At 65.5% G+C, this 22924-nt stretch carries 18 protein-coding genes; 13 read left to right on the top strand and 5 right to left on the bottom strand.

The annotated features are described in order from the left end of the window. The first annotated feature begins 56 nt into the window (after positions 1-56). The 8 genes from cpaB (at position 57) to QW863_RS13710 (ending at position 9164) form a co-directional block, all read left to right on the top strand. A complete protein-coding gene (cpaB, locus tag QW863_RS13675; RefSeq protein WP_315713815.1) occupies positions 57-857 on the top strand; it encodes a Flp pilus assembly protein CpaB in 801 nt (266 codons plus the stop codon). A 17-nt stretch (positions 858-874) separates the two neighbouring features. Then, positions 875-2356 carry a type II and III secretion system protein family protein gene (locus QW863_RS13680; protein ID WP_315714366.1) on the top strand — a complete coding sequence of 494 codons (1482 nt, stop codon included), beginning with the start codon at positions 875-877 and terminating at the stop codon, positions 2354-2356. Positions 2357-2378: 22 nt separating this feature from the next. After that, a complete protein-coding gene (locus QW863_RS13685; RefSeq protein WP_315713814.1) occupies positions 2379-3119 on the top strand; it encodes a CpaD family pilus assembly protein in 741 nt (246 codons plus the stop codon). Further along, a complete protein-coding gene (locus QW863_RS13690; RefSeq protein WP_315713813.1) occupies positions 3116-4384 on the top strand; it encodes a CpaE family protein in 1269 nt (422 codons plus the stop codon). Before QW863_RS13685 ends, QW863_RS13690 begins: the two co-directional genes overlap by 4 nt. Before the next feature lie 21 nt (positions 4385-4405). Further along, the gene (locus tag QW863_RS13695; RefSeq protein WP_315713812.1) at positions 4406-5869 is read left to right on the top strand and encodes a CpaF family protein; all 1464 of its coding nucleotides are present in this window, start codon (positions 4406-4408) and stop codon (positions 5867-5869) included. Between the two features lie 11 nt (positions 5870-5880). Beyond that, positions 5881-6855 carry a type II secretion system F family protein gene (locus tag QW863_RS13700; RefSeq protein ID WP_315713811.1) on the top strand — a complete coding sequence of 325 codons (975 nt, stop codon included), beginning with the start codon at positions 5881-5883 and terminating at the stop codon, positions 6853-6855. Positions 6856-6863: 8 nt separating this feature from the next. Further along, a complete protein-coding gene (locus QW863_RS13705) occupies positions 6864-7838 on the top strand; it encodes a type II secretion system F family protein (protein ID WP_315713810.1) in 975 nt (324 codons plus the stop codon). Positions 7839-7922: 84 nt separating this feature from the next. Continuing rightward, positions 7923-9164: a Zn-dependent hydrolase gene (locus QW863_RS13710; RefSeq protein ID WP_315713809.1), complete on the top strand. Its 1242-nt coding sequence runs from the start codon at positions 7923-7925 to the stop codon at positions 9162-9164. Between the two features lie 24 nt (positions 9165-9188). Here the strand turns inward: QW863_RS13710 and QW863_RS13715 are convergent, their stop codons facing one another. After that, positions 9189-9995 carry a tetratricopeptide repeat protein gene (locus QW863_RS13715; RefSeq protein ID WP_315713808.1) on the bottom strand — a complete coding sequence of 269 codons (807 nt, stop codon included), beginning with the start codon at positions 9993-9995 and terminating at the stop codon, positions 9189-9191. Positions 9996-10188: 193 nt separating this feature from the next. Between QW863_RS13715 and QW863_RS13720 the strand changes: the two genes are divergently transcribed. From QW863_RS13720 to QW863_RS13740, 5 genes are all read left to right on the top strand, one after another. Further along, positions 10189-11571: a leucyl aminopeptidase family protein gene (locus tag QW863_RS13720; RefSeq protein WP_315713807.1), complete on the top strand. Its 1383-nt coding sequence runs from the start codon at positions 10189-10191 to the stop codon at positions 11569-11571. Next, complete coding sequence (locus QW863_RS13725; protein ID WP_315713806.1) at positions 11564-12403, top strand: NlpC/P60 family protein; 840 nt, start codon at positions 11564-11566, stop codon at positions 12401-12403. Before QW863_RS13720 ends, QW863_RS13725 begins: the two co-directional genes overlap by 8 nt. Before the next feature lie 1176 nt (positions 12404-13579). Beyond that, positions 13580-14764 (top strand): hypothetical protein, encoded by a 1185-nt coding sequence (locus QW863_RS13730; protein WP_315713805.1) that lies wholly within the window; start codon positions 13580-13582, stop codon positions 14762-14764. 38 nt (positions 14765-14802) lie between these two features. Further along, complete coding sequence (locus QW863_RS13735) at positions 14803-17292, top strand: hypothetical protein (protein WP_315729325.1); 2490 nt, start codon at positions 14803-14805, stop codon at positions 17290-17292. 87 nt (positions 17293-17379) lie between these two features. Further along, a complete protein-coding gene (locus QW863_RS13740) occupies positions 17380-18186 on the top strand; it encodes a DsbA family protein (protein WP_315713803.1) in 807 nt (268 codons plus the stop codon). A gap of 481 nt (positions 18187-18667) precedes the next feature. Here QW863_RS13740 and QW863_RS13745 read toward each other — a convergent pair whose 3' ends face one another. Genes QW863_RS13745 through QW863_RS13760 form a run of 4 tightly spaced genes read right to left on the bottom strand, consistent with a single transcriptional unit; the run spans position 18668 to position 22922 of the window. Beyond that, positions 18668-18949 carry a hypothetical protein gene (locus QW863_RS13745; protein WP_315714400.1) on the bottom strand — a complete coding sequence of 94 codons (282 nt, stop codon included), beginning with the start codon at positions 18947-18949 and terminating at the stop codon, positions 18668-18670. Between the two features lie 39 nt (positions 18950-18988). Continuing rightward, positions 18989-20626 (bottom strand): ABC transporter ATP-binding protein, encoded by a 1638-nt coding sequence (locus QW863_RS13750; protein WP_315767908.1) that lies wholly within the window; start codon positions 20624-20626, stop codon positions 18989-18991. A 5-nt stretch (positions 20627-20631) separates the two neighbouring features. Beyond that, a complete protein-coding gene (locus tag QW863_RS13755) occupies positions 20632-21810 on the bottom strand; it encodes an ABC transporter permease (protein ID WP_315713802.1) in 1179 nt (392 codons plus the stop codon). Beyond that, positions 21810-22922: a microcin C ABC transporter permease YejB gene (locus QW863_RS13760; protein ID WP_315713801.1), complete on the bottom strand. Its 1113-nt coding sequence runs from the start codon at positions 22920-22922 to the stop codon at positions 21810-21812. The genes QW863_RS13755 and QW863_RS13760 overlap by 1 nt, the downstream gene beginning before the upstream one ends. Positions 22923-22924 lie beyond the last annotated feature (2 nt).

Consider the following 22924-nt stretch of genomic DNA (forward strand, 5'->3'; position numbering starts at 1 on the left):
CTCAACTCCCATCACGGCGGCGGAAACGTCGCGGCGTCATGTGGAAAGTGAAGCGTATGAATACCGCACGCATTGTGGTTCTGACCATCGCTGTAGGCGCTGGCGGCGTGGCCGCATATCTCGCGAGCGGGTCCGACGACCGGCCGGCTCAAGTCGCCGCGCCCGCGCCGCAGATGCCGACCGTCGACGTTCTCGTCGCCAAGGGCGACATCGCCCTCGGCCAATCCCTCAAGCCCGAAGATCTGCAGTGGCAGAGCTGGCCGGCGGCCACGGCTAGTGCCAGCTTCATCCGCCGCAACGAGCGGCCTGAAGGACAGACGCAGATAACCGGCACGATCGCGCGGGCGCCGTTCATTGCCGGCGAGCCCATCCGCGAACAAAAGCTCGTCAAGGCCGACGGCTCGGGCTTCATGGCCGCGATCCTGCCGGCCGGCATGCGCGCCGTTTCCACCGAGATTTCTCCGGAGACCGGCGCCGGCGGCTTCATCCTGCCGAACGACCGCGTCGACGTGATCCTGTCCAAGCGCGAACGCAATCCGGATCAGCCCAACGCGGGCGACGTCGTCAGCTCCGATATCATCCTGTCGAACATCCGTGTGCTGGCGATCGATCAGGCCCCCAAGGAAAAGGACGGCCAGACCACGGTGGTCGGCAAGACCGTCACGCTGGAGCTGAAGCCGGAACAGGCCGAGACGCTCGCGCGTGCCCGTCAAACCGGAACGCTGTCCCTGGCGCTCCGCAGCATCGCCGACGTCAACGTGGCCGAGCGCCGCACGGACGAGACCAGCCGCAAGCGCAGCGACAGCGTTGCCGTCGTCCGCTTCGGCATTCCCAGCACGATGACGACGCAGAAGTGAGCAAGAGGACCACCCAGATGACCTGCAGCGAAAATCAGCGTAAGATGCGGACCCTGCTGGTCCGCGCGCTGTCGTTTTCGGCCGCCGCTGCGCTGACCCTCAATCCGGCGATCGCGCCGGTGATCGCGGCAGACTATCGCCCGGCGACTGCAGCCGCCGCCGCGGACGGCCAGATCAATGCACGTTTCCTTGCGCTCGGCATCGGCAAGTCCGTCGTCATCGATCTGCCGCGCGACATCAAGGACGTTCTTGTCGCTGATCCGAAGATCGCGAATGCCGTCGTGCGCTCCTCTCAGCGCGCCTACATCATTGGTGCGGCGATCGGTCAGACGAATATCGTCTTCTTCGACGCGCAGGGCCAGCAGATCGCGGCCTACGACATCGCGGTCAAGCGCGACCTGAACGGCGCCCGGGCGGCGCTGAAGCAGTTGCTGCCGAATGCCGATATCCAGATCGAGGGCCTCGCCGACAGCATCGTGCTGACCGGCTCGGCGTCGAGCCAGATCGAAGCCCAGCAGGCCGGCGAACTGGCCGCCCGGCTCGCCGGCGGCGCCGACAAGGTCGTCAACTCGATCACCGTGCGCGGCCGGGACCAGGTGATGCTGAAGGTGACGGTCGCCGAGGTGCAGCGCTCGGTCGTCAAGCAGCTTGGCATCGATCTCTCCGGCCAGCTCAACTACGGAACTGCTGTCGTCAAATTCGCGAACTCCAATCCGTTCACCGCCTACGGTAGCAATCTCGTCTCCAACAACGCCGTGACCGCAGCGTTGGGCGGGGCGACCCCGACGGTGCAGGCGACACTGCGCGCCATGGAGAACGCGGGCGTGATCCGTACGCTCGCCGAACCCAATCTGACCGCCATCTCGGGCGAGTCCGCGACCTTCATCGCCGGCGGCGAGTTTCCGGTTCCCGCCGGTTACTCCTGTGATCCGACGACCCATGTCTGTACGACGCAGATCAGCTTCAAGAAGTTCGGCATCTCGCTCAACTTCACGCCCGTCGTGCTCAGCGAGGGCCGGATCTCGATGCGGGTGATGACCGAGGTCTCGGAGCTCTCAAACGAGAACTCGATCACGCTGTCGCAAGCCGTCAGCTCGACGACGGTCAACTCGTTGACGGTTCCATCGATCAAGACCCGGCGCGCCGAGACCACGCTCGAAATTCCCTCCGGCGGCGCCATGGCGATGGCCGGCCTGATCCAGCAGCAGACCAAGCAGGCGATCAGCGGCATGCCGGGCCTGATGCAGCTGCCGGTCCTCGGCGCGCTGTTCCGCAGCCGCGACTACGTCAACAACCAGACCGAACTGATGGTTCTGGTGACGCCGTTCGTCGTCCGCGCCGTGGCACAGAAGGATCTCTCCCGCCCAGACGACGGCTTTGCGGCCGCGTCCGACCCCCAGGCCGATCTCCTGGGTAGCATCAACCGCATCTACGGCGTACCCGGCCGGGTCGAACCCGGACGCAACTATCGCGGCACCTATGGCTTCATCACGGACTGAGCCGGGACAAGGACCTGCAACGATGACCACCACATCCAGCCCCGCCCGATACCGACGCCTGCCCCTTGCCGCAGCGCTCGCCGGAGCCGCAGCCCTGCTCGGCGCCTGCAACTACACCAGAGACGCCGCCACCACGGCGAGCATCCCCGACGACTACCGGCTGCGCCACCCGATCGCGATCCAGGAGGCCCCGGACTCCCTGGTGGTCTTCGTCGGCCAGGGTCGTGGCGGCCTGACGGCCGAGCAGCGCGCCGACGTGATGGGACTGGCCCAGAGCTGGATTCGCCAAGGCACGGGCGCGATCAGCGCCGACGTGCCGAGCGGCACCCCCAACGCACGGGCGGCCGCCGACTCGATGCGGGAGATCCACTCCCTGCTGGCCGCCGCCGGCGTCCCGCCGCACGGCATCACCGTACGCAACTATCAGCCGAAGGACCCGCGCCAGATGGCCGCGATCCGGCTGAGCTACCCAAAAATGTCGGCCACGGTGGGGCCCTGCGGGATCTGGCCGGATGACCTCGGGCCGTCGATCAAGAACAAGAACTGGTTCGACAACAAGCCTGACTGGAACTACGGCTGCGCCTACCAGCGCAACATGGCGGCAATGGTCGCCAACCCGTCGGATCTCGTGCAGCCGCGATCCGAAACGCCGTCCTATACCACCCGGCGCACGGCATTGTTCGACAAATATCGCAAGGGACAATCAACCGCGATCACGTATCCAGAGGCCGACAAGGCCAAACTCAGCGACACAGGCAAATGATCAGCTACGCCCGACAGACCCAAGAGGAGCAGCCTGACGTCGTGCCGCCGCCGGCCGACGATCACATCGCGCCCGCGCCGCGCGTGTCCGTGCAGGCGTTCTGTGAGACGGTGGAAACCGCCGCGACGGTCCAGGCCGCCGGTGAGGACCGGCGCCTCGGCAAGGCCCATCTGAAGGTTCAGATGGGTGGCATGGCGGCGGCGATCGAGGCCTACCGGTCTGCCCCGACCCCGAACGTCATCATTCTGGAGACGGATGCACGCACCGACATCCTGGCCGGCCTGGATCAGCTCGCGACGGTTTGCGACCCGGGCACGCGCGTCGTCGTGATCGGCCGCGTCAACGACGTCACGCTGTATCGCGAGCTCGTTCGGCGCGGCGTCAGCGACTATGTGCTGTCGCCAGTGACGCCGATCGACGTCGTCCGCTCGATCTGCAACCTATTCTCCGCGCCGGAAGCCAAGGCCGTCGGGCGCATCGTTGCCGTCGTCGGCGCCAAGGGCGGCGTCGGAGCCTCGACCCTGGCCCATAACATTGCCTGGGCGATCGCGCGCGACCTGTCGATGGACTCCGTGGTGGCAGATCTCGATTTGGCGTTCGGCACCGCCGGCCTCGACTACAACCAGGATCCCGCGCAGGGCATCGCGGACGCCGTCTTCTCACCGGACCGGATCGACATCGCCTTCATGGACCGGCTGTTGTCGAAATGCACCGATCATCTGAGCCTGCTGGCCGCGCCTGCGACGCTCGACCGGGTCTACGATTTCGGCGCCGAGGCATTCGATGCGGTCTTCGACACGCTGCGGGCCTCGATGCCATGCATCGTGCTCGATGTTCCGCATCAATGGGCAGGCTGGACCAAGCGGGCGCTGATCTCCGCGGATGATATCCTGATCGTCGCGGCGCCGGATCTCGCCTCGCTGCGCAACACCAAGAACATGTTCGATCTCCTCAAGGCCGCCCGGCCGAACGATCGCATGCCGCTCTACTGCTTGAACCAGGTCGGCGTTCCCAAGCGGCCCGAGATCAATGCGAGCGAGTTCGCCAAGGCGATCGAAAGCCCGCCGATCGCAACGATCCCGTTCGAGCCGCAGATCTTCGGCGCGGCCGCCAACAACGGCCAGATGATTGCGGAGATGTCTCCCAGCCATCGGACGACGGAGATGTTTCTCCAGATCGCGCAGCGGCTCACCGGCCGCAGCGAGACAAAGAAGCCGAAAGGCTCCTTCCTGTCGCCTCTGCTGGACAAGCTGAGGGCGAAGTAAGCACGCGTGGAGTTCTAAGTCGTGTTTGGTAAGCGTAGCGGATTGGACAACGATACCAGGGCCCTCAGGCCGGCCGCGCCGGCGCCCGAGCCGGCGCCGGCTGCACCACGCGCGGCGTCTCCGGCCGTGCCGTCGCCACCTCTGGCTCCGACCCGGCAGGCTCCGCCGCCGCCACCACCGGTTGTCGAGGCCCGGCGTTCGGACAGTTACTATCAGGTCAAGGCGACGATCTTCGGGGCGCTGATCGAGGCGATCGATCTCGCTCAGCTGGCCAAGCTCGACGGCGAATCCGCGCGCGAGGAAATCCGCGACATCGTCAACGAGATCATCGCGATCAAGAATATCGTGATGTCGATCGCCGAGCAGGAAGAGCTGCTCGACGATATCTGCAACGACGTGCTCGGCTATGGCCCGCTGGAGCCGCTGCTGTCGCGTGACGACATCGCTGACATCATGGTCAACGGCGCCGGTACGGTCTTTATCGAAGTCAACGGCAAGATCCAGCGCACGGGCATCCGGTTCCGCGACAACCAACAGCTCCTGAACATCTGCCAGCGCATCGTCAGCCAGGTCGGCCGCCGCGTCGACGAATCGTCACCGATCTGCGACGCGCGTCTCGCCGACGGCTCGCGCGTCAACGCCATCGTTCCGCCGCTGGCGATCGACGGCCCCGCGCTCACCATTCGTAAGTTCAAGAAGGACAAGCTGACGCTCGATCAGCTCGTCAAGTTCGGCGCGATCTCGCCGGAGGGCGCGGAGATCCTGCAGATCATCGGCCGCGTCCGCTGCAACGTGCTGATCTCCGGCGGTACCGGTTCGGGCAAGACCACGCTGCTGAACTGTCTGACCAATTATATCGATCACGACGAGCGCGTCATCACCTGCGAGGACGCCGCCGAGCTCCAACTGCAGCAGCCACATGTGGTGCGCCTCGAAACCCGGCCGCCCAACATCGAGGGCGAAGGCCAGGTGACGATGCGCGAGCTGGTGAGAAACTGCCTGCGTATGCGGCCCGAGCGCATCATCGTCGGCGAGGTCCGCGGACCCGAGGCCTTCGACCTGCTGCAGGCCATGAACACCGGTCACGACGGATCGATGGGCACGCTGCACGCCAACAACCCGCGCGAAGCGTTGTCCCGCTGCGAATCCATGATCACGATGGGCGGCTTCTCGCTGCCGTCGCGGACCATCCGTGAGATGATCTGCGCCTCGATCGACGTCATCGTCCAGGCGGCGCGACTGCGCGACGGCTCCCGCCGCATCACGCACATCACCGAGGTGATGGGCATGGAAGGCGACACCATCATCACCCAGGACATCTTCCTCTACGACATGATCGGCGAGGACGCGAACGGCAAGATCATCGGGCGCCACCGCTCGACCGGAATCGGCCGGCCGCGGTTCTGGGAACGTGCGCGCTACTACGGCGAAGAGAAGCGGCTTGCGGCTGCACTCGATGCCGCCGAAGTTGCGAGCAAGGACTGAGGAGAGACCCCATGAAGCTTCAGGCTCTCGCCCTTGCCTTCCTCGCCGCCACCGCGATCGGCGGCATCGCCTGGGTGTTCCTTTATCCCCTGCTGTCGGGTGAGCGGAAGGCCGAGCAGCGGCGCAGCACCGTCGCCAAGTCCGAGCCGGTGGTCCGACAGGCCGAACGCAGCCAACGCTCGCGCCGCGAGCAGGTCGAGTCCTCGCTGAAGGATCTCGAGGCGAAGGCCCAGAAGCAGAGTAAAGTCCCGCTGAACATGCGGATTTCGCAGGCCGGACTCGACTGGACCGTGCAGAAATTCTGGATCGTTTCCGGTGTCCTCGGCTTCGTCGTCTGCGCCGTTGCCTTCTTCGCCGGTGGCGGCCCGCTCGGCGCGCTCGGGCTCGGCTTCGCCGCCGGTCTCGGTCTGCCGCGTTGGATCCTCGGCTACCTCAAGAAGCGGCGCGAGAAGAAATTCCTGGCGGCATTGCCGGACGCCGTCGACGTGATCGTGCGCGGCATCAAGGCAGGCCTGCCGCTGTTCGAATCCATCAAGGTCGTCGCCGCCGACGCGCCGGAGCCTTTGCGCAGCGAGTTCCTCGGGATCATCGAGACCCAGGCGATCGGCATGCCGCTCGGCGAGGCTTGTGCGCGGCTCTATGAACGGATGCCGCTTCCCGAAGCCAACTTCTTCGGCATCGTCATCGCGATCCAGCAGAAGTCGGGCGGCAATCTCTCCGAGGCGCTCGGCAACCTCTCGAAGGTGCTGCGCGACCGCAAGAAGATGAGCGAGAAGATCCAGGCGATGTCGATGGAGGCCAAGGCGTCCGCGGGCATCATCGGATCGCTGCCGCCGATCGTGATGCTGCTGGTCTATCTGAGCACGCCCGACTACATCTCGTTGCTCTGGACCCATCCGACCGGCCAGCTGATGCTGGTCGGCTGCGTGATCTGGATGTCGATGGGCATCCTGGTCATGAAGAAGATGATCAATTTCGATTTCTGAGGTGGACCATGGTCGACATTCTGGTCTCCAAGCTGCACGACCCGCACTTCATGACGATGTTCTTCGCCGCCATCGCGGCGACGGCCACCGTCTATACGCTGATCATGCCGCTGTTCGCAGGCGAGAACCTGAACAAGCGCATGAAGGCGGTCGCCAGCGAACGCGAGCGGATCAAGCAGCGCGAGCGCGAGCGGTTGAACGCCGGCGAGAAGGTCTCGCTGCGGCAGACGCCGAAGCAGCTCATCTCTCGTGTGGTGGAGGATTTCAACCTCACGAAATGGCTCGCTCAGGAGGCGGCCCGCGAGAAGCTCATCATGGCGGGCTACCGCGGCCAGGCGCCCTACATCACCTTCCTGTTCGCGCGCCTGGTGACGCCGCTGGTTCTGTTCGTCGGTTCCGTGCTGTACGTCTTCGTGATCGCGCATCTGCAGAAATCGATGCCGATCAAGATCGGCATCTGCGTCGGCATGGCCTATCTCGGCCTGCAGGCTCCGATGCTGTTCCTCAGCAACGCGATTTCCAAGCGGCAGCTGTCGATCAAGCGCGCGTTTCCCGACGCGCTCGACCTGCTGCTGATCTGCATCGAATCCGGCATGTCGATCGAGGCCGCCTTCCGCCGCGTGGCGATCGAGATCTCGAGCCAGTCGATCGCGCTGTCGGAGGAGTTCACGCTGACCACCGCGGAGCTCTCCTACCTGCAGGACCGCAAGGTGGCCTACGAGAACCTCGCCCGCCGCACCGGCCTCGAAGGCGTGAAGTCGGTCTGCCTCGCGCTCCAGCAATCGGAGCGCTACGGCACCCCGCTCGGGCAATCGCTGCGCGTGATGGCGCAGGAAAATCGCGACATGCGCATGAACGAGGCCGAGAAGAAGGCGGCCGCGCTGCCGCCGAAGCTGACGGTGCCGATGATCCTGTTCTTCCTGCCGGTGCTGTTCGTGGTCATTCTGGGACCGACCGGCATCAAGGTCGCGGCCATGCAGTAGAGGTAGACCGCTCGCGAGAAATTTCGCTTGCGGTCGCGGCTCTCCCCTGGAAGCTAGGCGGAGCATGATCGAGGTCTCCGCCTGATGTCCGACAAGCTCCGCCGCGCCGATGGCGCCCGCGTCCTGGCCGATCTGAACGCACTGCGCGCCTTCGGCACCTACAAGACCGGCGTGCACCGGCCGACCTTCTCCGACGCCCATCGTCAATCTCTCGCTTGGCTCGCCGAGCGCCTGCCCGACGCGCAACTGACGCCTGATATCGACGGCATCGGCAACGTGCTGGGCACCAGCGCCAAGCCAGGCCCCAAGCTGCTGGCCGGATCGCATCTGGAGAGCCAGAACCAGGCCGGCTGGCTCGATGGCCCGCTCGGTGTCGTCTACGCGCTGGAGGCTGCGCGCGTGCTCAATCCCGATCCGTCCATTGTCGGTGCGGTGGAGGTCGCCTCCTGGTGCGACGAGGAGGGCCATTTCGGCAGCATGCTCGGCAGCCGGTCCTATGTCGGCGACGTCAGCGAGGCCGAAATCGATGCTGCCCGCGACCGCAGCAGCCCGCGCACGATGCGGGAGGCGCTTGCCGAGATGGGCCTCGCCGGACGGCCGCGCCTGCAGGCCGAGCGCGGCCGGCATATCGGCTATCTCGAAGCTCATATCGAGCAAGGCGACACGCTCGAGGCGGGCGGGCTCAAGATCGGTGTCGTCACCTCGATCGTCGGCATCTGGCAATACCGCATCACCTTCACCGGCGAGCAGAACCATGCCGGTACGACGCGGATGGCGGTGCGCAAGGATGCCGGGCTCGCGCTCGCCAAGTTCTGTGTGGCGATCGATGCGCGCTTTCCGGCCGCCTGCGGCCCGCGCACGGTGTGGACCACGGGACGCATCACGCTCGATCCCGGCGCACCGAGCATCATCCCCGGCCAGGCCGAGATGCTGTTCCAGATCCGCGACGACAATGCCGCCGTGGTCGACCGGCTCGAAGAGCTGCTGCGTGAGGTGGCTGCGCAGGCGTCAGACGCAGGTCCCTGCCATGTCGCCGTCGAGCGCATCCGGACCGGCGCGCCGGCCATGATGGACGGCACGTTCCAGGATGCGGTCGAGGCCGCCAGCCGCGATCTCGCGGCCGGCAAGTCGCTGCGGATGCCGAGCGGCGCCGGACACGACGCGCAGGTGCTGGCCACCATCATGCCGGCCGGCATGCTGTTCGTGCCGTCGATCGGCGGCATCAGCCATCACTGGACCGAGAACACCTCCGATGCCGACATCGTCACCGGCGCCGACGTGTTCGTCGACACCTGCCGCCGCCTGCTGACAGGCGCGACACGATAGGCGGGTCATCAGCGAGGCACGTCGTCAGTCCGGCTGGTTGAGCGCGGCGATCGGCGCATTGCGCGCCTTGCCTTTGCCCTGGCTCTGCCCCTGAATCATCTGCTTGAGATAGGCGACGTTGGCGGCGGCCTCGTCCGGCGGCAGATCGGCCCGTGCGATCTGCTCGGCCTCCGCGAAGCGTCCCTGCAGGCCAACGACGAGCGCGAGGTTCTGGCGCACCCGCGCGTCCGCCCCCTGCGAGCCGTAGGCCTGCCGCAGCACCTCCTCGGCCTTCGGCAGCTCCCGCGTCAGCATGTAGGACAGGCCGAGATTGGACAGCACCGAGGGCTCGCCGGGCACGATCTTCAGCGCGCTATCGTAATAGCGCCGCGCCTCCTCGTGGCGGCCCATCTGGTCAAGCACCGTGCCCTGCACCGACAGCAGCTTCCAATCGGGATTGTCCGGCGAGTGCGCGCGCGACAGCACGTCGAAGGCGAGCTTGAAATTGCCGTTGTCGGCCAGCGCTCGGCCATAGGCCGCGAGCACGGTCTTGTTGCCGGCGTTGGCGAGCGTCGCCTGCTCCAGCACCGCAACCGCCTGCTCGCGCTGGCCGTTGTTGCGCAGCGCCTGGCCGTAGGCGACTGCGATGGCCGCATCCTTGGGGTTGGCGCGGTAGCGCTCGCCATACACCTCGACCGCGCGCTGCGGGGTCGCGGGCGGCGGCGGCTCGGCCCGGCCGCGCAGCGAGCCCGTGACGTCGGACATGGTCTGGCAGCCGCCGAGGCCCGCAGCGACGAGCGCGGTGAGGGCAACGGACGCAAGCAGCCGGGGAATGGAAGGCGATTGACGCATGTCACGTGGACTCGAACGAGCGAATTGAACGCGCCAGCAATAAACTGTTAACGCTAACAGCCGGTTAATGGCGCGGCCACGGCGCCATCGTCACATCCGCGTCGGTTTGCGGGCCAGGCGGCCGGCGTGATTGCAGCGGCCTTCAAACTCTGCGAAGTCTGGCTGCCGCGCGCCAGTTAGGGAACCATTAGGCATGCCGTCGATGTTCGAGACCGCCTCCACAACGTCCGCCATCCCGATCACCTTCGTAACGAAGGCGAGCTGGCCGGGGATCAAGGAGAGCCTGTCGGCTGAAGCACGCAACTTCGCCGAGGCCAACGTCTACGCCGCCAAGCCCGGCAGCTATCTGGCGCTGCCCGCCGCCGACGGCCACATCGCGCAGGTGCTGTTCGGCCTCGAGGACGACGACGCCAAGCACCGTGACCTGTTCCGGCCGGGCGCCCTGCCCGGCCTGCTGCCCGCCGGCACCTACCGCTTCGCCAATGCGCCGCATGATGCACGGCTCGCCGCGCTCGCCTTTGCGCTCGGCAGCTACCGTTTCGGCCGCTACCGCAAGACCGAGACGCCGGAGGTCCGCCTCGTTCCGCCGGATGACGTCGACGCCGCCGAGCTGAACCGCCTGGCCGACGCGGCGACATTGGCGCGCGACCTCGTCAACACGCCGTCCAACGACATGGGACCCGAGGAGCTCGAGGCCGCGGCAAAGCAGGTCGCCGACCGCTTCGGCGCGCGCTTCACCAGCATCGTCGGCGACGATCTGCTGCGCCAGAACCATCCGCTGATCCATGCCGTCGGTCGCGCCTCGACCCGCGCGCCGCGCCTGATCGAGCTCGTCTGGGGCGATCCATCGCATCCCAAGGTGACCCTGGTCGGCAAGGGCGTCTGCTTTGATACCGGCGGGCTCGACCTGAAGCCGTCGAGCAGCATGCTCCTGATGAAGAAGGACATGGGCGGCGCCGCCAACGTGCTGGCGCTGGCGCAGATGGTGATGGATGCCAAGCTCAAGCTGCATCTGCGCGTGCTGATTCCAGCGGTCGAGAACGCGGTCGCCGGCAACGCCTTCCGTCCGCTCGACGTGTTTCCCTCGCGCAAGGGCATCACGGTCGAGATCGGCAATACCGATGCCGAGGGCCGGCTGGTCCTGGCCGATGCGCTGGCGCTGGCCGACGAGGACAAGCCGGACCTGCTGATCGACATGGGCACGCTGACCGGCGCCGCGCGCGTCGCACTCGGTCCCGACCTGCCGCCGTTCTACACCCAGGACGAGGCGCTCGCCGCCGACGTCGCGCGCTGCGCGGCCGCCGAGAACGATCCGCTGTGGCGGATGCCGCTATGGGCGCCCTACGACTCGTGGCTCGACTCCAAGGTCGCGACCATCAACAACGCGCCCTCAGGCGGCTTCGCCGGCTCGATCACCTGCGCGCTGTTCCTGCAGCGCTTCGTCGAGCACGCGAAGAGCTGGCTGCATCTCGACATCTTCGCCTGGACGCCGTCCGCCAAGGCGGGCCGGCCCGAAGGCGGCGAGTGCCAGGCCGCGCGCGCGCTCTATAAGCTGCTGAGCGAGCGCTATGCCTGATCCGCGCCTCACGCCCGCGCGCGGCGACATCGCGGCCAAGCATCTCAGGGGACAGGTGACCGCTCAGCGCTTCGTCGAGGGCGAGGCGCTGGTGGTCATCGATCCGATCGCGCCGCTGCGCCAGCAGCCATATTCCGGCGCCGAGCTGGCGACGCAGGCGCTGAAGGGCGAGCGCGTCACGGTCTACGACCGCAATGGCGAGGGCTGGGCCTGGGGCCAGCTTGCAGCCGATCAGTATGTCGGCTGGCTGCCGGAGGCGGCGCTGGCAACGCCGGCTGCGGCGCCAACGCACAAGATCAGCGCGCTGCGCAGCTTCGCGTTCCCGGGTCCGTCGATCAAGCTGCCGCCGGTCGCGACGCTGCCGATGGGGTCCGCTGTCGCGGTGGTCCGCGAGGAGTCGAGCTTCGTCGTGACGGCCGAGGGCTGGTTCGTGCCGAAGCAGCATGTCGTCGGTCTCGACCATGTCGAGTCCGATTTCGTCGCAGTCGCCGAGCGCTTCGTCGGCACGCCCTATCTGTGGGGCGGCAAGAGCAGCCTCGGCATCGACTGCTCGGGCCTGGTGCAGGTGCCGTTGAATGCTGCGGGTGTGCCGTGCCCGCGCGACAGCGACATGCAGCTCGCCGCGCTGGGGCGCTTGCTCGACGGCGGAGAGCCGCTTCGCCGCGGCGATCTGATGTTCTGGAAGGGCCACGTCGCCATCGTGCGCGATGCTGACACGATCGTCCACGCCAACGCGTTTCATATGGCCACGCAGATCGAGCCGATCGGCGAAGCGATTGCCCGTATCAAGGCGAGCGGGAGCGATGTGCTCGCGATCAAGCGGCTGGATTGACTCGCCTCATCGCGCTGGCGCGTCCTCCCGATGAGGTTTTGAGACGCAGGCTCCCTCCTCCGTCATTGCGATCGTAAGCGAAGCAATCCAGAGTCCCGCCCACGACTCTGGATTGTTTCGCTGCGCTCGCAATGACGCGGAGAGAGCGGCGCAAGAGTCCGATATACCTATCAAACAGCAACAGGCCGCGCCAAACAGCAGGGCAAGCATCCGCACTCTCGCGGCCGCATCGGTCCGAGTCCTGCTGCAATCATCCGCCCTCGGCAACATGAGAGGGCGCAGGGAAGGCCGGGTGCCGACCGCACCCGTGGTTGCGTGCAACAAGCACGCGGTAGTCACCACAGGTACGGGCCGAACATCCGGCCTTCCCTGCGCGATGTTTTGCGACTTACTTCGTGATCTCCCCAGGGACCGGCTTTCTTGCCCCTGTCGGCCGCAGGCCTCATCGGCTCCCGCGACCTTGACGCCAGCATCGGGGCGCCAGGACCACACGACTTCGTCGTCCGCATGACGCCGTTCGTCGGTGCGCACATGCACACTGCAACATCATCGCGGCCATCGCATCCCGCACCCGACGTCCGTGACGACGCGTACGTCCCTCTCGTGGGGCAGGACGAGGCGGAGTATGCACGATTTCCGAAAAAAAGAAAGATGAATATTTTTCACGAGAGGACTGGACAGGCGTTCGTGGACCGCGCCCGTCGGCCAAATCACCCGCAATCGCGTGGGTTCTCGCCGCAGCCGAAGAGAGCTGAGATTCTGACTGTCGGCGCTCTTGGCAATTCGCCCGATCTCGAGAGTATAGCGACAGATTCGTGCCCGGCAGACGATTGCCGCTTCTGTGAAGGGTTTCGGATGCCGGCCGCATGATTGACGGCGCGGCATGTTCGGGCGGCCGGCGTCCGAAAGCTTCCAAGGGAGGAAGCCGCGCATGGTGGGCAGGACTGGTGCGGAGGCGCTTTCCATCGTGGCCGGTCGATGAGCGGCGGGCACGACGAGCAGCTCTGCAGAATGGCGGTCGTGCGGTGATGAGGTGTCGATCCTGATGGCGCCGGTTGGCGCAGTCGGTTGATGGCGCGATTGCAATCGCCTCTGTTGATCTAGCGCAAGGCTGGAATCGAGAAGAACGGCCACGTTGAGAAGAACGGCCACGTTGATGCGACAGAGGGGCGGATCATGGGGCGCGCAGGACGCTGGCGGGTTCAAGGAGCGGCCATCGTCGCCGCGATGATTCTGCTGGCGTCGCCGGCGCGAGCGGGCTGCAGTCCAGAAGACATCGCGGATGCCTTTATCGGGACGCTGTCCGCCGCATATGTGTGCAAGTCGGTCTATGAGAATGACGCAAGCCGCTACGCGGCGATTGCACTGACCGCAGCACTCAGCGGCGTCGCCTTGTCAGGGTCGGACACGGGGAAAGGGCAAGCCCTGGTCAATCAATTCTGCGCAGAGGCGCAGGGCAACGCCGACCAAGTCGTCAGCAAGCTGAACACGATCTTTGGCAACGCGATCGCAGAAAATGTTCTCGGCGATCTTTCCAAGGAGCTCGCAGCCATTGGCGCGGCCGCAGACGTCGTGAAATGCGCCTGCAAGAGCGAGCAGAGCACCGTTGGATTGGGTTCCGAAATCGGCTCATGTCTTCAGGAGGTGTTGTGCTGGGGGCAGGAAGAGCTTGGCATGCAGTCCTGCGGCGATTGCGAGGTCCTTCCGCCTGCTCAAGCCACATGCGCCGCGATCAACGCGACGTGCGAAAAAGTACCTTACATGGAGTGGTGGAGGTACCCGGAATGTCAAGGCATCGGCGGTCCCGGCTCGATCTTCAGCCCTTCCAGCAAAGGCGTCTATCAGGATCAATACGATCGATATGGCGTGGGCATGGTGGAAACCGGCGACGGGACGCTGGTGGTCACGGATCCCGGCGCCTATGCCTGCCACACAGGGAGCAGTTACTGCACCTGTCCGAAACCGATGGTGCCGCACTGGCAACAGGTCCCCAACCCCGGATCCGGCGATAGCAAGTACGTGTTCTCGTGCGATTGCCCGAAGGACACCCATCCCGGCGCGTTGAAGTCGGACGGGCTCTCCGAGTGCCTGTGCGACGACACCAACCAGGTGGCGGTCTTCGGCTTTGCGCCCTACGGCATGTGTCCGCCCGCGGCCTGCCCGGCCGGACAGACAAGACTCGGCGGCGACAAGAACAGCCCCTGTGTCACGCCCTGCTCCGACAAGAGCCAGGGAATGGCCTTTGACGGAAGCTGCTGCAATCCCGCGCAGATGACCAATTGTGGAGAATGTTGCCCGCCGGACACCGTGCCCAACGTCAAGACCGGCTCCTGCGAGCCGCGGCCCAAGCAGCCGAAATGAGGCGGACCGACATGATTGAGCTTGGCCGACAGACGTCCTTGACAGCCGCCGTCCGCGCGATGCGGCGCCTCGCCTGGCTGCTGATCCTGCCTCTCGCACTCGGGGGGCCCGCGTCGGCGCAAACGCCGCCCGGCGTTTACACCCCCGGCGATGCTGCAGTCACCGGATTCTCCGGGGCTATTCGCCCGTTCGAGATCGAGCCCGGTCAGGATCCCGACGTTCGGACCATCGTCGATCCTGGAGGGCCGTCGCTGCGCATCGTCGATCTAAGACGCATGGGCGGTCCGCCCCAGGCGCAATTGGTCGGTGCGCCGAAGCCGTTCACCGTCAGCGCGAAGTCGATCGGGCAGGTGTTTGGCGTCGCTCTGGACGACAGTTCCCCCGCCAACATTTACGTCGCGGCGACATCCGCCTATGGTCTCTCGATCGTCGCGCCGGGACCTGAAGGTCGACCGCAACATGTCAGGCTCGGGACTAGCGGCGCGACCTTCATGCCGGCACAATGGGGTCCGGGCGGCGGTCCGGGATCGATCTGGAAGATCAATGGCGCCACCGGCGCGGTGACGCTGTTCGCGAATGTCACCACGGGCGACAAGGCCAATTCGGGCGCGGCGCTCGGGGGATTAGCCTATGATCCGGCGACCAAGTCTCTGTTCGTCGCCGACCGTGAGACCGGGCTGATCCATCGCTTCGGCCCGAACGGCGTCGACCTCGGTGTCTATGATCACGGCGTCGCCGGCAGCGCAGCCGCGGAACTTCCAACGGCGCCGGCGCCAGCCGGGCCAGGCGTCGATATTACGAGTCCTCAATTCGACAGCGCGCAGCCCGAGACCTGGGGCTACGCGGCACCGGATCGGCGAGTGTTCGGCCTCGCCATTCGCGACGGCCGGCTCTACTACGCGGTCGCCGAGGGCTTGCGGGTGTGGTCGGTCGGGCTCAACGCGAACGGCTCGTTCGGTGCGGACGCCAGAATCGAAGTCGTCGCACCGCCCGCCGCCGGTCCCACCGAGATCTCCAGGATTACTTTCGACGATGAGGGACGGATGTTTTTGGCCGAGCGGCCGGCTCCGACCGGGGCGCAGGATTTCGAGGCATTGTCCGCGCCGTCGATCGGCCGCGTGCTGCGCTATACGCTGATCGGTGTCACTGAGATCAGGCAGCCGATCTGGCAGCCCTTGCCGGACGAATATGCGGTGGGATTCCCCGAACGTTTCCGCAATGGCAATGGCGGCGTCGCGATCGGCTACAGCTACGACATGGGCGGGACCATGAATCCGGCCTCCTGCGGCGGCTTCGTCTGGACCACCGGCGAACAATTGCGCAACGCCACCGATCCCAAGCTCGTGGCTCAACTCGGCCAGAACGACGCGCTTGCGATCGACGGACTGCAGGGGAATCCGATCTGGCGCATCCGCCGCGGCGATGAGCCACCGCTGCTCAGCTACTTCATCGACTATGCCGACGCGCCGCCCGATCTATCAGCTCGCGGGCACATGGGAGATATCGCCATCTTGCGCGCGTGTACAAGGGAAGCCGCACGGATACGGCTGGCGCCGCGTCCAGCCGGCGCGCCGCCTCCCGCCGGCATGCCGAAGCCGCCGGGTCTGCAGACCTGCAAGACCCATGTCTGCGGTTCGGACGGATCGGTTTGTCCGCCCAATCAGATCTGGATCATCAAGACCAAGAGCTGCGCGTCGAGCTGCGCCCCGCCCAATGTTCTGGTCAATGGCCAATGCTGCTCGCCCAAAGACCTGCAGCCGGGGGGCATCTGTTCGAACAACAATCCGTCGACTGATATCGGCAAGCCGATGTGCGGCGTCAACCAGACGGCGATCGGCCCGAACAATGAATGCTGCGAGAACAGCCAGATCTATTCCGGCCCGATTGGCCAACAACTTTGCTGCGGGACGACCGTGGTGAACGGCGTGTGCGATCCGTTGAAGCCGAAAATCCCGGACTGGAAATGCCCCAGCTGCTGTGCAACCGGCTATGTGAAGATCGCCGGCAAGTGCTGTCTCAAGAGCCAGGCGACGTCGAAGGGACAGTGCTGCCCGGCCGGCCAGATTGCGAGCCCCGACGGCACGCTATGCATACCGCTGCACTGGCTGCCGAGACTTTCACAGTGTTGCGCCTCGGGCTTCGTGCCGACTGCGAATAGCAAATGCTGCGCGTCCGCGAATCTGACGACGAGCGGCGAGTGCTGCGCGGCCCCGGTCGACCCAAAGGATCGAAGCCAGTGCTCCAAGACGATCGAGAAGAAGTCCACCACGGTCGTCCCCGTGATTCCGAAGCTGCCGACGACGTGCCAACCTGGTGAGCGGCGCAATGCCGACGGCGTGTGCGTGGCACGCAAGCCGGGGGTGACGCGGGACCGGCGGGCGCCGGATGTCGGTCGCCCGATCGTCTGCCCCCCCGGTTGGATTCCGGGGCCGCTTGGCGCGCGCTGCCGGCCGACCGGCCGATTTGCGCCGCGCATGCCGGGGGTCAGACCGGCCCCCCCGCCCGGCATGATGATGCCGCGACGATGAAGGAAGCAGCGATGCACGAGGACACGAATTCGCAAATCATTACTGCACGCCAACTGCGGAAGTCGGCAGCCATATGGAGGATGACCGATGACCAATTTGATCCGTAGCGTTGCCACGGCGGCTGCCGTCTTCACGCTGTCTTTGCTTTGCGTGCAGCCCGGCCGAGCGGAGAGTTCGCGCAGCGACATCGAGGCGATCGTCAAGGACTACATAGCGACCCATCCCGAAGAAATCGAGCAGGTCGTGAAGGACTACCTCGCCAAGCACCCCGAAGCCGTGCAACAGGCCATCTCCGACCTGATCAAGAAGCGGCAAGCCGCGATGCCGGCGGCAGCGCCCGGCTCCGACAAGACTGAACTGGTCAAGCAAAATGCGCCGGCCTTGTTCGCGTCCGCGCACCAGGTCACGCTCGGCAACCCGCTGGGTGATGTCACCCTGGTCGAGTTCTTCGATTACAGCTGCGGCTACTGCAAGCGCGCGCTCGGCGAGATACTCGAATTGTTGAAGAGCGACCCCAAGCTCAAGATCGTGCTCAAGGAATTTCCGATCCTCGGCCCCGGCTCGCTGGAGGCGGCGCGCGTCGCGGTAGCGGTACGCATGCAAGACCCGACGGGCGCGAAATACCTCGACTTTCATCAGCGGCTTCTCCAAAGCAGCGGACCCGCCGACAAGGCGCGCGCGTGGGCCATCGCGCAGACGATCGGTCTCGACGTTGCTCAGCTTGAAAAGGACATGGACAGCCTGGAGGTGCGCCAAAGCCTCGATGAGAGCGGCAATCTTGCGCAGAAATTGGGATTGAACGGGACGCCGAGCTATGTCATCGGCGGCAATGTCATCGTCGGCGCGGTCGGACTTGCCACGCTGAAGGCCAGAATTCAGCAGGCTCGCCAGTAGTACGCTCCGATCGCGAAGACATGCATCGACGCCCGAGGTCTCGATTTGTGCAGCGCGCGAGTCCGCTGCTGTGAAGGGTTTCGGATGCCGGCAGCACGATTGACGGCGCGGCATATTCGGGCGGCCGGCGTCCGAAAGCCTCCAAGGGAGGACACCGTGCATGGTGGGCAGGACTGGCGCGGCAGGCTCTATGGGGATTTGAGCGCTGCAGGCGAGCTCGCTGATCGAGCTCGAAATGGTGCAGCGAGCTTCGCGACGATGGCGCGGCGTTGCGCCTCGCGTGAAGTCGGTCTGCCTCGCGCTCCAGCAACCGGAGCGCTACGGCACCCCGCTCGGGCAATCGCTGACGACGCGTACGTCCCTCTCGTGGGCAGGACGGGGCGGAGCACGCACGACTTCCGAAAATAAGAAACAGAAATATTTTTTCAGGAGGGGCTGGACGGGCTTTCGCAGACACGACCCGTCGGGCAAATCATCACACCTATCCGCCGTCGTCGCCGGCGGCTTGGCTTTGATGGATCATGACTGCCCTGGCCGCGATCAGGCGATCCGCTTCAGGACGACCCGGAAGTGACATTCTGTCGGTGACGACTTCGGTGAGATAGTTCGCGATCGACTCGGCATCGGCACCATCGTCAAGCATGCTGAAGACCTGCAGAGCGTAGCGGTCATATTCGTCTTCGGCGCCCTCGCAGCCCGAAACACCGATCGGGTCCCACTCGGACAGCAGAAGAGCTCTGATGAGATCCAGCTTGGATGGCATTGTCTCGCGATTGCTCGGCTGCGGAGGTCCGCTGATCCTCTACGAAGCCGCCGCGCCGTTCCCCGCCGTCTCGTTCCGGAACGCCGCCGCAAACAGCGCGCGAGTGTAGTCGGTCTTCGGCGCCTTGAACAGCTCCACCGCCGGCCCCTCCTCCACCACCTTGCCGTGGCGCATCACGATCAGGTGGCTGGCGAGTGAGGCGACCACGCGCAGATCATGCGAGATGAACATGTAGGTGAGATCGAGCTTGCGCTGCAGGTCGCGCAGCAGTGCGACCATTTGCGCCTGAAACAGCATGTCGAGCGCCGAGGTCGGCTCGTCCAGCACGACGAAGCTCGGCTCGAGCACGACGGCGCGCGCGACCGAGATGCGCTGGCGCTGGCCGCCGGAGAATTCGTGCGGATAGCGGAAGCGCGTCGTCGGATCGAGCCCGACCTCGTTCAGCGCCTTGATGACCTTGGCCTCCCGCTCCTCTTCGCTGAGCCTGGGCTGATGCACGCTGATGCCCTCGGCGATGATGTCGCCGACCGACATGCGCGGGCTGAGCGAGCCGAACGGATCCTGAAACACGATCTGCATGTCGCGGCGGAACGGCCGGACATCCTTGAAGGACAGGCCCTGGATCTCCTTGCCCAGGAACACGATCGGGCCGTCGGAGGAGATCAGCCGCAGCAGCGCCAGGCCCAACGTGGTCTTGCCGGAGCCGGACTCGCCGACGACACCAAGCGTCTCGCCCTTGCGTACGGCGATGCTGACGCCGTCCACGGCCTTGATGTGGCCGACCGTGGAGCGGAACAGGCCGCGCTTGATCGGAAACCAGACCTTGAGGTCCCTGGCCTGCATCACGACCGGCTGATCGGGCCGCGGCGGCGCCGGGTCCGGCTTCGGCTCGGCCGCGAGCAGCGCCTTGGTGTAGGGATGGGAGGGCGCGGTGAACACCTGCTCCACCGGCCCCTGCTCGACGATCTTGCCACCGTTCATGACGCAGACGCGATCGGCGATGCGCCGGACGATGCCGAGATCGTGGGTGATGAAGAGCAGGCTCATGCCGAGCCGCGCGCGGATGTCGGCGAGCAGCGCCAGGATCTGCGCCTGCACGGTGACGTCGAGCGCGGTGGTCGGCTCGTCGGCGATCAGCAGATCCGGCTCGTTGGCGAGCGCCATCGCGATCATCACGCGTTGGCGCTGGCCGCCGGAGAGCTGATGCGGATAGCTGCCGAGCCGCGTTTCCGGCTCGGGGATGCCGACCTGCGTGAGCAGCTCGAGCACGCGCGCCCGCGCCGCGCCGTTCGAGATCGGTCGATGCAGATGCAGGATCTCGCCGATCTGCCGCTCGATCGTGTGCAGCGGATTGAGCGAGGTCATCGGCTCCTGGAAGATGATGGAGATGTCGCTGCCGCGGATGCCGCGCATCTCGCCCTCCGACAGCGGCAGCAGATCGCGGCCGTTGAAGCGGATGCTGCCCGACGGGTGCGAGGCGACCGGATAGGGCAGCAGCTTCAGCACCGACAGCGCGCTGACCGATTTGCCCGAGCCGGATTCGCCGACGAGGGCAACGCACTCGCCGCGCCTGATGTCGAACGAGACGTGGTCGACGGCGGTCGACACGCGGCCCTGCTGGTGGAAGGTCACCGAGAGATCGCTGACCGAGAGCAGCGGCTGGCTGATCGCATCCATGTCGGTCACCTGAACGTCTTGCGCGGATCGAACGCGTCGCGCACGGCCTCGCCGATGAAGATGAGCAGCGACAGCATGATCGCGACCGAGAAGAAGCCGGTCAGGCCGAGCCACGGCGCCTGCACATTGGCTTTGGCCTGCGACAGCATCTCGCCCAGCGACGGCGAGCCGGGCGGCAGGCCGAAGCCGAGGAAGTCGAGCGCGGTCAACGTCATCACCGAGCTCGACACGATGAAGGGCAGGAAGGTCATGGTCGCGACCATCGCGTTCGGCAGGAGATGCCGCCACATGATGACGGCATTGGAGACGCCGAGCGCGCGCGCGGCCTGGATGTATTCGAAATTGCGGCCGCGCAGGAATTCGGCGCGGACCAGGCCGACCAGCGACACCCAGGAGAACAGCAGCATGATCCCGAGCAGCGTGAAGAAGCCGGGCACCAGCACCGCCGACAGGATCAGGAGCAGATAGAGATAGGGGATCGCGTTCCAGATCTCGATGAAGCGCTGGAACAGGAGATCGACCCAGCCGCCGAAATAGCCCTGCACGCCGCCGGCCGCGATGCCGATGATCGAGGAGAAGAACGTCAGGGACAGGCCGAACAGGACGGAGATGCGGAAACCGTAGATCAGCCGCGCGACGACATCGCGACCCTGGTCATCGGTGCCGAGCCAGTTGTATTCGAGATCCCGGCAGCTCTTCAGCCCCTTTCTCTCGACCACCGCCTTGCACTGCGATTCCTTCAGCATCCAGGTCGGCGGCGACGGCGCGGGCGTCGGCAGGTCGAGATTATGCGTGGCGTAGGAATAGCGGATCAAAGGCCAGATCACCGTACCGCCCTTGTCGGCGATCAGCTTCTGCAAATAGGGATCGCGGTAGTCGGCCGCGGTCTCGAAGTCGCCGCCGAATGCCGTTTCCGGATAGGAGACGAACGCCGGGAAGTAAAGGTGGCCGTCGAACTTGATCAGGAACGGCCGATCGTTGGCGATCAGCTCGGCGAACAGCGAGACGACGAACAGAAACAGGAATAGCCACAGCGACCAGTAGCCGCGGCGGTTGGCCTTGAAGTTCTGCCAGCGGCGCTGGTTGAGTGGCGACGGCCGGAAACGATGCCGCGTCGGCGGCACGGCCTCGCCGAGCGGGGCCTGCGCCGTGGTCTCGACCGGAGGGGTGGCTGTGATCGTCATCAGACCTCCCGCGCCTCGAAGTCGATCCGCGGATCGATCCACATGTAGGTCAGATCCGAGACCAGGTTGATGGCGAGGCCGAGCAGCGAAAAGATGAAGAGATTGCCGAACACAACGGGATAATCACGATTCAGAATGCTCTCGAACGAGAGCAGGCCGAGCCCATCCAGCGAGAAGATCGTCTCGATCAGCAGCGAGCCGGAAAAGAACGCGTGGATGAAGGTGCCCGGAAAGCCGGCGATCACGATCAGCATGGCGTTACGGAAGACGTGGCCGTACAGCACCTGGTTCTCGCTGCAGCCCTTGGCGCGCGCAGTCATGACATATTGCTTGCGGATCTCGTCGAGAAACGAGTTCTTGGTCAGCAAGGTCATGGTCGCGAAGGCGCCGAGCGCCATCGACACCAGCGGCAAAGTGAGATGCCAGAAATAGTCGATGATCTTCCAGTACCACGGGAAGTCCGACCAGCCATCCGAGGTCAGCCCGCGCAGCGGGAAGATGTTGAGGAACGAGCCGCCAGCGAGCAGGATGATCAGCAGGATCGCGAACAGGAAGCCCGGAATGGCGTAGCCGACGATGATCACGGCCGAGGTCCAGACGTCGAAGCGCGAGCCATCCTGCACCGCCTTGCGGATCCCCAGCGGAATCGAGATCAAATAGGTCAGCAAGGTCATCCAGATGCCGAGCGACATCGACACCGGCAGCTTCTCCTTGATGAGCTGCAGCACTGACGTGTCGCGGAAATAGCTCTTGCCGAAATCGAAGCGCGCGAAGTTCCAGACCATCAGCGCGAACCGCTCCGGCGCCGGCTTGTCGAAGCCGAACTGCTTTTCGAGCTGCTTGATGAAGGCGGGATCGAGCCCCTGCGCGCCGCGGTATTTCGAGTTCAGCTCGCTGCCGGATCCCACCTGTCCCGGCGGCCGCGCGCCGAAATCCGAACCGCTGCCGCCTGAAATCCGCGAGGTGCCGCCGGTGTCGGCGCCGGTCAATTGCGCGATGACGCGCTCCACCGGACCGCCCGGCGCGAACTGCACCACGACGAAGGAGATGAAGAGAATCCCGAGCAGGGTCGGGAGCATCAGCAAGATGCGACGGGCAATATAGGCAGCCATGA

This window comes from Bradyrhizobium sp. SZCCHNR1017, assembly GCF_032381375.1.
Classification (GTDB): Bacteria; Pseudomonadota; Alphaproteobacteria; order Rhizobiales; family Xanthobacteraceae; genus Bradyrhizobium.